Origin of the sequence: Paraburkholderia acidicola (genome assembly GCF_002362315.1) — a bacterium.
Lineage (GTDB): Bacteria > Pseudomonadota > Gammaproteobacteria > Burkholderiales > Burkholderiaceae > Paraburkholderia > Paraburkholderia acidicola.
Window position 1 is genome coordinate 97,516 of record NZ_MTZV01000001.1, and the last position, 12,308, is coordinate 109,823.

Sequence of the window (12,308 nt, forward strand, 5' to 3'; positions counted from 1 at the left end):
TAAGGCGGCGCCTGCCGGCCCGCAGGACGTCGATTCGTCGCGCATACGGACGGGGATTGCCGGTGTGCCGCGACGGCGGCCGCGTAGCGAATCGTGTGGCTCGGGCCCGATACTTCAATCGATAACATGGCGAGGAGACGCCCGCATATGACGACGCCGTTGCTGGGACAAATGATGGATGTGCCGCTTACCGTGTCGTCGCTGATCGCGCACGCCGCGCGGCATTTCGGCGACACGGAAATCGTCTCGCGGCGCATCGAGGGCGACATGCATCGCTACACCTGGCGCGACTGCGAACGGCGCGCGAAGCAGCTCGCGCAGGCGCTGATCGCGCTCGGTGTGCAACCGGGCGAGCGGATCGGCACGCTCGCGTGGAACGGCTACCGGCATCTCGAGGCGTATTACGGTCCGCCCGGTTTCGGCGCCGTGTGCCACACGATCAATCCACGGCTCTTTCCCGAGCAGATCGCGTTCATCATCAATCATGCAGACGATAGCTACGTGTTGTTCGACATGACCTTTGCGCCGCTTGTGGATGGGCTCGCGCCGCATTGTCCGAAAGTGCGCGGCTGGATCGCGCTGGGCGATGAAGCGTGTATTGCAGAGCATCTGTCGTCGATGAAAACGCCGGTGCTCAGCTACGAAATGCTGCTCGCCGCGCAGGACGGCGAGTACACATGGCCCTCGCTCGACGAGCGCACGGCGTCCTACCTCTGCTACACCTCGGGCACCACCGGCAATCCGAAGGGCGCGCTGTACTCGCATCGCTCGAGTGTGCTGCACGCGTATGCCGCGTCGCTGCCGGACGCGATGGGTCTGTCCGGACGCGATTCGGTGCTGCCGGTCGTGCCGATGTTCCACGTCAACGCATGGGGCATTCCGCATGCCACAGCACTGACCGGCGCGAAACTGGTGTTCCCGGGTAAGGACCTCGACGGCAAGTCGCTGTTCGAACTGATGGAAGCGGAGCGGGTCACGTATTCCGCTGGCGTGCCGACTGTCTGGCTCGGCTTGCTGAATCACGTGAAGGAAGCGGGCAAGCGGTTTTCGACGCTGCAACGCACGGTGATCGGCGGCTCGGCGTGTCCGCCCGCGATGCTGCGTACGTTCGAGGATGTCTACAACGTCGAGGTGATCCACGCCTGGGGGATGACGGAGATGTCGCCGCTCGGCACGCTCGCGAAGCTCACATGGGAACAGTCGCAGCGTCCCCCCGAAGCGCAGCGCAAGCTACGCGAGAAGCAGGGCCACGTGATCTACGGCGTCGACATGAAGATCGTCGGCGAAGATGGTCGCGATCTGCCGTGGGATGGCGTCGCGTTCGGCGATCTGCACGTGCGCGGCCCGTGGGTGATCGACCGGTATTTTCGCAAGGACGATTCGCCGCTCATCGACGGCTGGTTTCCGACGGGCGATGTCGCAACGATCGATCGCGACGGCTTCCTGCAGATCACCGACCGCAGCAAGGACGTGATCAAGTCCGGTGGCGAATGGATCAGTTCGATCGATATCGAGAATGTCGCGATTGCGCATCCGGCGGTGGCGGAGGCCGCCTGCATCGCGTGCTCGCATCCGAAGTGGACCGAGCGGCCGCTGCTCGTCGTCGTGCGGCGCCCGGACATGAACGTGACACGCGATGAACTGATCGCGTTCTACGACGGCAAGGTGGCGAAGTGGTGGATCCCCGACGACGTCGCGTTCGTCGACGAACTGCCGCACACCGCGACCGGCAAGCTGCAGAAGCTGAAGCTGCGCGAGTTGTTCCGCGACTACGTGCTGCCATCGGCATTGGCCGTCGACAATTGCCCGCTTACCGATGCAGGGACCGACAAACCTGGAGCAAACCCTCTATAGCGACAATAAATCCGGCTGTAAGCTCAGTCGAATTGAACGAGCGTGCTTTTTTGTGTATCCTGCCTGCTGGCCCGCGAATGACGGACAATGATCCGGTTGGGGCGCGACAGCGCGTCGCGCCTTTCTCCGGTTCGCATCGAGGCATGGAGGCAGACAGATGGCAGTGGACTACACGACTCATGACGGCGTAGCCGTCATTACGCTCAACAATCCCCCGGTCAACGGGCTCGGTCTGACGACCCGGGCCGGTATCGTCGAAGGGCTCGAGCGGGCACAGAACGATCCGGCCATCGTGGCCATCGTGCTGACGGGCGCCGGCAAGGCGTTCTCCGGCGGTGCCGACATCACCGAATTCAACACCCCGAAAGCCACCCAGGAACCGACGCTCGCCACCGTCATCAAGGCGGTCGAAGGCAGCGCGAAGCCGGTCGTCGCGGCGATCCATAGCGTCGCGATGGGCGGCGGTCTGGAACTCGCACTCGGCGCGCACTACCGGATCGCTGCACCCGGTGCGCAGATCGCACTTCCTGAAGTCAAACTCGGCATCCTGCCTGGTGCCGGCGGCACGCAACGTCTGCCGCGCGCAATCGGGCTCGAAGCCGCGCTCAACATGATCGTGTCCGGTGCGCCGGTGCTGTCGGAAAAGCTCGCCAGCAGCGGGCTCTTCGATGAAGTCGTCCAGGGCGATCTGGCCGAAGCAGCATTGGCGTTTGCCCGCAAGGTCGGCGCGCAGGCGGGGCCGCATCCGAAGGTGCGCGACCGCAAGATCGAGCATCCGAACGCGGAAGGCTTCATCCAGTTCGCACGCAATAGCGTCGCGGGCATCGCCAAAAATTTCCCCGCTCCGCATAAATGTATCGACGCAGTCGAAGCCGGTGTGAAAGACGGTTTCGACAAGGGTCTCGCGTTCGAACGCGAGTGCTTCATCGCGCTAGTGCAAACACCGGAAAGCCACGCGTTGCGCCATGCGTTTTTCGGCGAACGCGCGGCGAGCAAGATTCCCGACGTACCGTCGAGCACGCCCGTGCGCGAGCTTCGCAAGATCGCCGTGATCGGCGCGGGCACCATGGGCGGCGGCATCGCGATGAACTTCGTTAACGCGGGCTTGCCGGTCACGCTGCTCGAGACGAAGCAGGACGCGCTCGATCGCGGTATCGCGACGATCCGCAAGAACTACGAAGGCACGGTCAAGAAGGGCAAGCTGAAACCCGAAGCGCTCGAACAGCGTATGGCGCTGATCACACCGACGCTGTCCTACGACGATCTGAAGGACGCCGACCTGATCATCGAAGCCGTGTTCGAAGAACTCGGCGTGAAAGAGCAGGTGTTCAAGCGGCTCGACGAAGTGGCGAAGCCGGGCGCGATCCTCGCCTCGAATACCTCGACGCTCGATCTGAACAAGATCGCTGCGTTCACGAAGCGTCCGCAGGACGTGGTCGGCATGCACTTCTTCAGCCCGGCCAACGTGATGAAGCTGCTCGAAGTCGTGCGCGGCAAGGACACGGCGAAAGACGTGCTCGCCACCGTGATGCAGGTCGCGAAGAAAATCCGCAAGACCGCGGTGGTGTCCGGCGTGTGCGACGGCTTCATCGGTAATCGCATGATCGAGCAGTACATCCGTCAGGCGCTCTTCATGCTCGAAGAAGGCGCGCTGCCTGCCCAGATCGACAAGGCCATCGAGAAGTTCGGCTTCGCGATGGGCCCGTTCCGGATGAGCGATCTCGCGGGTAACGACATCGGCTGGGCAATCCGCAAGCGCCGCTATCAGGAACATCCTGACCTGCACTACTCGAAGATTGCCGATCGCCTGTGCGAAACCGGCCGCTTCGGACAGAAGACCGGCGGTGGCTGGTACGACTACAAGGCGGGCGACCGCACCGCATACCCGTCGAAACTCGTCGACGAGATGATCGTCGGCTATTCGCAGGAAACCGCTACCCCGCGACGCAAGATCTCCGACGCGGAAATCGTCGAGCGTCTGGTGTATGCGCTGTCCAACGAAGGCGCGAAGATTCTAGAAGAAGGGATTGCCTCGAAGGCATCGGACATCGACATGGTGTACCTGACCGGCTACGGCTTCCCGCTGTGGCGCGGCGGCCCGATGCTGTACGCGGACACCGTGGGCCTCTACAACGTCGAGCGCGCCATCGGGCGCTATGCGGCGCAGGCGAACGGCGACGGCTGGCAGATCGCGAAGAGCATCGGCGATCTGGCGGCGCAGGGACGCGGTTTTAATAGCTAGAAGCAGCTGAGCGCAGTGTGGTGCGCGAGACTGGCGAGCGAGGTGCAGCGATGAAGGATGCGGGCGACGTGCTGCTGGTAATCGACGTGCAGAACGATTTCATGCCGGGCGGGGCGCTTGCCGTCGCGCACGGCGACGAGATCGTGCCGGTCGTGAACCAGCTCGCACGCGGCTTCAGGCAGGTGGTGCTGACGCAGGACTGGCACCCGGCTGCGCATCGTTCGTTCGCCGCGAATCACGCCGGTCGCCAGCCGTTCGATAGCATCGCGCTGCCGTATGGCAACCAGGTGTTGTGGCCGGTGCACTGCGTGCAGGACACACCGGGTGCCGCATTGCATCGCGACCTCGACGTGCCGCATGCACAACTGGTCATTCGCAAGGGGCTGCGCGCGGAAGTCGACAGTTATTCGGCATTTGTCGAAGCGGACCGCACCACCTCGACGGGTCTTGCCGGCTACCTGCGCGAAATTGGCGCGAAGCGCGTGTGGTGCTGCGGGCTCGCCACCGACTATTGCGTCGCCTGGTCCGCACTCGATGCACGCGCAGCCGGATTCGACGTTGCACTGATCGAAGACGCGTCGCGCGCGATCGATCTTAACGGTTCGCTCGACGCGGCATGGCGACAGCTCGATGCAGCGGGCGTGGCCCGCGTACAGGCTGTCGACGTGCTGCGCTGATTGTGCCGCTGCGTCTCGCTGTTCATGCAGCGAGGCGCGCGACGAACCTCATTCACATTGGAAGCAGGAGACACCATGACTGACGCCGTAATCGTTTCGACCGCCCGCACAGGTCTTGCCAAATCGTGGCGCGGCGGCTTCAACATGACGCACGGCGCGACGCTTGGCGGTCACGTCACGCAGGCTGCGGTCGAGCGCGCGAAGATCGACCCGGCCCGCGTCGAAGACGTGATCATGGGTTGCGCGAATCCCGAAGGCGCGACCGGCGCGAACATCGCGCGGCAGATTGCGCTGCGCGCCGGGCTGCCCGTCACTGTGCCGGGCATGACGGTGAATCGTTTCTGCTCGTCGGGGTTGCAGACCATCGCGCTGGCCGCACAACGCGTGATCGCGGGTGAGGGCGATGTGTTCGTCGCCGGCGGCGTCGAATCGATTTCGTGCGTGCAGAACGAGATGAACCGTCACATGATGGCCGATGGGTGGCTCGCGAAGAACAAGCCGGAAGTCTACTGGTCGATGCTGCAGACGGCTGAGACCGTCGCGAAGCGTTACTCGATTGCGAAGGAACGTCAGGACGAATATGGCGTGCAGTCGCAGCAGCGCGCCGCTGCCGCGCTCGAAGCCGGCCGCTTTGCCGCCGAGATCGTGCCGCTCACGGTGCTGGCCGGTGTCGCAGACAAGGCGAGCGGTCAGCTCTTCACGAAGGAGGTAACGGTCGCCGCCGACGAAGGCATTCGCGCCGACACGACGATCGAAGGTGTATCGAAGATTCGTACAGCGCTGCCCGGCGGCGTGATTACGGCGGGTAACGCGAGCCAGTTTTCCGATGGCGCGTCGGCTTGCGTGGTGATGAATGCGACCGTCGCAGAGCGCGAAGGGCTGCAGCCGCTCGGTATTTTCCGCGGCTTCGCGGTGGCCGGTTGCGAACCCGACGAGATGGGCATCGGTCCGGTGTTCGCAGTGCCGAAGCTGCTCAAGCAGGCAGGTCTCAAGGTCGAGGACATCGACCTGTGGGAGCTGAACGAAGCGTTCGCGGTGCAGGTGCTCTATTGCCGCGACAAGCTGGGCATTCCCAACGAACGGCTCAACGTGAACGGCGGGGCGATCGCGGTCGGCCATCCGTACGGTGTGTCGGGCGCGCGGCTGACCGGCCATGCGTTGATCGAAGGCAAGCGGCGCGGTGCGAAGTTTGTCGTCGTGACGATGTGTATCGGTGGCGGGCAAGGCGCTGCGGGGCTCTTCGAAGTCGTCTGAAGTCGTTCGCGTGTTGCGATGTGGCGGTACGGCGGGCGAGGGCACCGGACAGCCGGTGCCGAGCTGGTCGCTGACGCCGCCTGCGAACGGTTTGCCGTTCAATGCGAGATCGAACCCGTTCGAATCTGATGTTGCCGGGGCGCGCCGCACGCGCGGCTCCCGCGCATCGGAACAACCGGTAACGCAGGCCCACCAAGGGTGTGCGCGCAACGGTTTGCACGGTGTATGCTTGCCGCGTTCCCCCCGCGCGCCGTGTCGACACTCCATGAATCCGTCCAATCCTTCCCGCCTGTCCGGCGACGTCGGCCCGATCTCGGGTGCGCCGGTCAACCCGATCGCCGTGCCGACCGAGGAGAGCTTTCGCGCGCTGGTTCAGGCAATCGAGGACTACGCGGTCTTCATGCTCGATGCCACGGGCCGCATCATCAGCTGGAACGCGGGCGCGGCGAAACTGAAGGGCTATGCGGAGCACGAGATACTCGGTTCGCATTTTTCGCGCTTCTATACCGCGGAAGCGGTCGAGCGCGGCTGGCCCGCCTATGAACTCGAACAGGCGCGCCTGCTCGGCCGCTTCGAGGATGAAGGCTGGCGTGTGCGCAAGGACGGCACGCTGTTCTGGGCGAACGTGATCATCACGGCGCGGCGCGGGCCAGGCGGCGCGGTGGTCGGCTTTGCCAAGGTCACGCGCGATCTGACTACGCAGCGTGAGGCCGACGAGGCGCTGCGCCGCAGCGAGGAGCGCTTCCGCTTGCTGGTCGAAGGCGTGAGTGACTACGCGATCTTCATGCTCGACCCCGACGGTCGCGTAATGAGCTGGAACGCCGGTGCGGCGCATATCAACGGTTATCGGCGCGATGAAATCGTCGGTCAGCATTTTTCGGTGTTCTACACCGCCGAAGACGTGGCGACCGGCAAGCCGCTGCGCGAACTCACCATCGCGCGCGAACAGGGCCGCGTCGAGGACGAAGGCTGGCGCGTACGCAAGGACGGTACGACCTTCTGGGCCAACGTCACGATCACCGCAATCTACGACGAGGCTCGCGAGTTGCGCGGGTTCGCGAAAGTCACGCGCGACATGAGCGAGCGCAAGCGCCTGGAAGAGGTCGAGCAGGCGAGCCAGCGGATGAAGAAATTCCTCGCGACGCTCGCGCACGAACTGCGCAACCCGCTCGCACCGGTGCGCAACGCGCTCGCGGCGATGCAGCTCGAAGAAGGCGTGAGCGAGACAGTGCGCCGTTGCCGCGACACGATGGATCGCCAGATCACGCATCTGACGAGGCTCGTCGAAGATCTGCTCGATGTTGGCCGGATCACGTCGGGGAAGGTCGAGCTGCGAATCGCTCCGGTCGAACTGCGCGACGTACTGGTGCGCAGTGTCGAAGCCGCGCAGCCGTTTATCGATGCGCGCCAGCAGAGTATCGATCTGCAGATGGAGCGTACGTCGATCGTCGTGAGTGGCGACATGACGCGCCTCGTCCAGGTCATACAGAACCTGTTGCATAACGCATCCAAGTTCTCGCCGGAGGGAAGTTGCATCGGCATCCATATGGCGATCGAAAACCGCATGGCGGTGCTGCGCGTTTCCGATGCCGGCTGCGGTATTCCGCCAGACGCGCTGGATACGATCTTCAGCCTGTTCACGCAGATGCCTGCGTCGCAGAACACCGGCGAAAGCGGTCTGGGGATCGGGCTCACGCTGTGCCGCTCGCTGGTCGAACTGCACCACGGATCGATTTTCGCGGCGAGCGCCGGGCCTGGGAAAGGCAGCGTATTCACGGTGCGTCTGCCAGCGCATCCAGAGCTTGCGCCGCTGTCGACGGATGACAAGACGAGCGAGCCCCGGTACGGCACGCCTGGCCTGCGTGTGCTGATCGTCGACGACAACCGCGATTCGGCGGACAGCCTCGCGATGCTGTTCGAAATGAAGGGACATCGCGCGCAGGTTGTCTACCGCGGCGAACATGCAGTCGAGGCTGCGCGCCGGCTGACGCCGCACATCGCGTTGATCGATCTCGCGATGCCTGGCATCGACGGTTTCACGGTGCTGCGCATGCTACGCGCGCTGCCCGAGTTGCGTGGCACGCGCTTTGCCGCGATGACGGGCTTCGGCCAGAGCAGCGATCGCGAGCGTACGCGCGAGGCGGGCTTCGATGTGCATCTGGTGAAGCCTGTCGATATGGCGTTGCTCGACGAATTTATTGCGCTGGCTGCGACGCCGCGCGAAGCCGGTTGAGCGGCGATTACATGCGATTCGAACCTGCCCGCTCGCCGTACGTTGCCACCGTTATTTTGATAGGCTTACGCGCTCATAGCCTGCTGCATTGACAGAACCATCTACTGAACGACGAGGAACACCGTGATACGCCATATTGTGATGTGGAAGCTGAAAGAACACGCCGAAGGTGCGAGCCGTGCGGAAAACGCGCTGAAGCTGAAGGAACGGCTCGAAGGTTGCCGCAACATCGTGCCTGGCATTCTGCATCTGGAAGCCGGCGTTGCCGCACCGGGTCTCGATTCGACCTATGACGTCGTGCTGGTTTCCGACTTCACGGACAAGGCTGCACTCGATGCCTACCAGGTTCATCCGGTGCATGAAGCGCTCAAGTCGTTCGTCGGTGCGGTGCGCGAGACGCGCGAATGTGTCGACTTCGAAGTGTGATCCAACGCAATGACCTCTCCGCGTAAATCCGCCCCTGCCAGCGCCGGGCAGCCGATACTCGAAAGCCCGTTCGTCGATCATCTCGGTCTGCGTCTCGTCAGTGCGGCGGACGGTGCAAGCGAAGTAATGCTGCCGCTTGCACACGATCATATGAACACCTGGGACGTCGCCCACGGCGGCGTCACGATGACGCTCGCCGACGTCGCGCTTGCGATGGCCGCACGTTCACTCGCCGACGACGGCGTCGGCGTCGTCACCGTCGAAATGAAGGTCAACTTCATGCAACCGGGCCGCGGCGAACTGCGCGCGCACGCACGCGTGCTGCACCGCTCGACGACGATGGCTTACTGCGAAGGCGAGATCCGCGACAGCGAAGGCCATTTCGTCGCCAAGGCGCTCGGCACATTCAAGTACATGCGACGGCTTGCGGTCGGCCGTGATGTCAAGCTTCAACGTCTGCGCAGCGATCCGTCCGCGACACCCGGCCCAAGCGACGGCTGACGCCATTGCGCTGGTTTCGTCGATAGCTGCTGTGCCCATTTTTATCAAAGAGGTTCGTCATGACCCAGATCAACCGGCAGATCCTGCTTGCATCCCGTCCGCAAGGCCCCGTCACGCCGGACAACTTCAAGCTCGTCGAGACACCGCTCGCGCCGCTCGCCGACGGCGAAGTGCGCGTGCGCAATCACTATTTGTCGCTCGACCCGTACATGCGCGGCCGGATGAACGACAGCAAGTCGTACGCGGTGCCGCAACCGCTCGATGAAGTGATGATCGGTGGAACAGTCGGCGAGATCGTCGAATCGAAGCACCCGAAGTTCGCAGTTGGGGAGAAGGTTGTCGGTATGTTCGGCTGGCAGGAATATGGCACGTCGAACGGCAAGGGCCTCAACAAGGTCGACGATACCCATGTGCCGCTGTCCGCCTATCTCGGCGCCGTCGGCATGACCGGTGTCACCGCGTGGTACGGCCTGAACCGGATCATCGCGCCGAAGGCCGGCGAAACGGTCGTCGTTAGCGCGGCGAGCGGTGCGGTGGGCAGTGTGGTCGGGCAACTCGCCAAACTGGCCGGCTGCCGCGCGATCGGCATCGCGGGCGGCGCCGACAAGTGCCGTTATGTCGTCGACTCGCTTGGCTTCGATGCGTGCGTTGACTACAAGGCCGGCAATCTGTACCAGGATCTCAAGGCCGCCACGCCCGATGGCGTCGACGGTTACTTCGACAACGTCGGTGGCGACGTGCTCGACGTTACGCTCGCGCGGATGAATGCGTTCGGTCGCATCGCGTTGTGCGGGATGATCGCGGGCTACGACGGCGAGCCGCTGCCGATGAAGCGCCCCGCGTTGCTGCTCACGCAGCGCCTGCTCGTGCAGGGCTTTATCGTTTCGGAACACATGGAGGTGTGGCCGGAAGCGCTGGGGCAACTCGGCACGCTGGTCGCGCAGAAGAAACTGCATTACCGCGAGACTATCGCTGACGGACTCGAGAATGCGCCCGAAGCATTTATGGGTCTGCTGAAGGGCAAGAATTTCGGCAAGCAGCTCGTCAAGCTCGTGTGAGCGTGATGATGGTGTTGCGGCCTGGATGACGATACCGGGCCGTGTACCGAATGCGAGAGACAAGAACGATTCCATTGGGAGACAGCATGTTTCAGTTCGACGGCAAGGTCGCCGTGATCACCGGCGCGGCAAGCGGATTCGGTCGTGCCTTTGCAGAGAAGGGCGCGGCACTCGGTATGAAGCTGGTGCTCGCCGATGTCGACGGTAATGCGCTCGCGCAGACCGTCGAAGCGTTGCGCGCAACCGGCGCCGATGCGATCGGTGTGCCGACCGATGTCACCGATCCCACGCAGGTGGAAGCGCTCGCGCTCGCCGCGCTCGATGCGTTCGGCAAGGTTCATCTGCTGTTCAACAATGCTGGTGTCGGCTCGGTTGGCTTCGTCTGGGAGAGCAGCGCGAACGACTGGGCGTGGGTGTTCGGCGTCAACGTGATGGGCGTCGCGCACGGCGTGCGTGTGTTCACGCCGATCATGCTGCGGCAGAACGAACCGGCGCATATCGTCAACACGGCTTCGGTGGCGGGGCTGTTGTCGCCGCCGTCGATGGGTGTCTACAACGCGTCGAAGCACGCGGTCGTGTCGTTGACCGAGACGCTGTATCACGATCTGAAGCTCGTGGGCGGCCCGGTCGGTTGCTCGTTGCTCTGTCCGGCTTTCGTACCGACGGGCATCGCTAATGCAGAGCGCAGCCGTCCCGACGGGTTGCGCAATGACGCCGCGCCGACCCGTTCGCAGGTCGCGGCCGCCAAGCAACTGCATCGCGCGGTCGAGTCCGGCAAGCTGAACGCCGCCGATGTCGCCAACATCACGTTCGAAGCAATCGACGAGGGCCGCTTCTATATCGTCACGCATCCGCCGATCATGGCGACAGTCCGGATGCGGCACGAAGATATTGAGCAGTTGCGCAATCCGGTCGATCCGATGTCGCTGAAGCCCGAAGTGAAGCCCGACTCGAAGGCCGACTCGAAAGCCAGCGAATAGATCGAACGTGCCGCGCAGGGCGCACCGATGTGCGCCCTGCGTGCCGTCATGGCGCCGTGGCATCATACGGCGCTCATTCCACTGCGTGGCGCGAGCGCGCCGCTTCACCGACCCATGCCGCTGAATCCGAAGATCGCCCAGGTGCTCGAGTCGATCGAGCGTGCCGGGCGCCCGCCGTTTCACACGTTGACCGCGCAGCAGGCGCGCGCATCGTATGAGAAGAGCGCACCGATTCTCGAGATCGCGAGCGCGCCGATGTATGCGGTCGAAGACTGCGCCGTGCCGACACGCGACGGTGCGTCGATCCGCGCCCGGCTCCATCAACCGGTCGAACCGGGCTGGGCGGAGCCGGTCCCTGCGCTCGTTTATTTTCATGGTGGCGGCTTCACGGTCGGCAGCGTCGATACGCACGATGCGCTATGCCGCATGTTCGCGCGCGATGCACGCTGCGCGGTGCTATCGGTCGACTACCGGCTCGCGCCCGAGCACCGGTTTCCGGTGGCCGTGGACGATGCATTCGATGCGCTCACCTGGCTGCACGCCAACGCCGCACTGTACGGCATCGATGCAGCGCGGCTCGCGGTGGGCGGCGACAGTGCGGGCGGAACGCTCGCCACCGTGTGCGCGGTGCTCGCCCGCGACGCCGGTATCGCGCTCGCATTGCAACTGCTTATCTATCCAGGCACGGGCGGCCATCAACAGACCGCTTCACATGCGCGGCTGGCCGACGGTTTCCTGTTGTCGGGCCAGACGATCCAGTGGTTCTTCGAGCAATACGTGCGCGACCCGGGCGATCGCGACGACTGGCGTTTCGCGCCGCTCGACGGCACACGTGGGGCGCCAGGTTTCGGCGGCATCGCGCCGGCCTGGATCGCGGTGGCCGAATACGATCCGCTTTGCGACGAAGGTGTGGCTTATGCGCAGAAACTGCGTGCGGCAGGCAACGACGTTACGCTCGAATGCTATGCCGGGATGATCCACGAGTTCTTCAAGATGGGCGGCTTCGTGCCGGACGTTGCGCGTGCGCATGCGGATGCGACAGCCGCGCTGCGGCGCGCGTTTAGAACGTTTGGCAGCGACTGA

10 protein-coding genes are annotated in these 12,308 nt (G+C 64.0%); all 10 read left to right on the forward strand.

Features of this window, described 5'->3' with window-relative positions; translation table 11 throughout:
* Window positions 1-147: 147 nt before the first annotated feature.
* The 10 genes from BWP39_RS00140 to BWP39_RS00185 all read left to right on the forward strand — a co-directional run bounded on the left by BWP39_RS00140 (window position 148) and on the right by BWP39_RS00185 (window position 12,308).
* On the forward strand, window positions 148-1,854 hold the full coding sequence (locus tag BWP39_RS00140; protein WP_096716383.1) for a 3-(methylthio)propionyl-CoA ligase: 1,707 nt from the start codon (window positions 148-150) through the stop codon (window positions 1,852-1,854).
* Between the two features lie 157 nt (window positions 1,855-2,011).
* Window positions 2,012-4,096, forward strand: coding sequence for a 3-hydroxyacyl-CoA dehydrogenase NAD-binding domain-containing protein (locus BWP39_RS00145; protein WP_096716384.1), 2,085 nt, complete (start codon window positions 2,012-2,014; stop codon window positions 4,094-4,096).
* Window positions 4,097-4,146: 50 nt separating this feature from the next.
* Window positions 4,147-4,773, forward strand: a complete 627-nt coding sequence (pncA, locus tag BWP39_RS00150; RefSeq protein ID WP_096716692.1) for a bifunctional nicotinamidase/pyrazinamidase — start codon at window positions 4,147-4,149, stop codon at window positions 4,771-4,773.
* A gap of 75 nt (window positions 4,774-4,848) precedes the next feature.
* Window positions 4,849-6,027 carry an acetyl-CoA C-acyltransferase gene (locus BWP39_RS00155; RefSeq protein WP_096716385.1) on the forward strand — a complete coding sequence of 393 codons (1,179 nt, stop codon included), beginning with the start codon at window positions 4,849-4,851 and terminating at the stop codon, window positions 6,025-6,027.
* Between the two features lie 265 nt (window positions 6,028-6,292).
* A complete protein-coding gene (locus tag BWP39_RS00160) occupies window positions 6,293-8,260 on the forward strand; it encodes a PAS domain-containing hybrid sensor histidine kinase/response regulator (RefSeq protein WP_096716693.1) in 1,968 nt (655 codons plus the stop codon).
* Between the two features lie 123 nt (window positions 8,261-8,383).
* A complete protein-coding gene (locus BWP39_RS00165) occupies window positions 8,384-8,686 on the forward strand; it encodes a Dabb family protein (protein ID WP_096716386.1) in 303 nt (100 codons plus the stop codon).
* A 9-nt stretch (window positions 8,687-8,695) separates the two neighbouring features.
* Window positions 8,696-9,187 carry a PaaI family thioesterase gene (locus tag BWP39_RS00170; RefSeq protein WP_096716387.1) on the forward strand — a complete coding sequence of 164 codons (492 nt, stop codon included), beginning with the start codon at window positions 8,696-8,698 and terminating at the stop codon, window positions 9,185-9,187.
* A gap of 59 nt (window positions 9,188-9,246) precedes the next feature.
* A complete protein-coding gene (locus BWP39_RS00175; RefSeq protein WP_096716388.1) occupies window positions 9,247-10,245 on the forward strand; it encodes an NADP-dependent oxidoreductase in 999 nt (332 codons plus the stop codon).
* Window positions 10,246-10,331: 86 nt separating this feature from the next.
* Entirely contained in the window at window positions 10,332-11,225 is an 894-nt protein-coding gene (locus BWP39_RS00180; protein ID WP_096716389.1) for an SDR family oxidoreductase, read from the forward strand.
* Between the two features lie 114 nt (window positions 11,226-11,339).
* Entirely contained in the window at window positions 11,340-12,308 is a 969-nt protein-coding gene (locus BWP39_RS00185; RefSeq protein WP_096716694.1) for an alpha/beta hydrolase, read from the forward strand.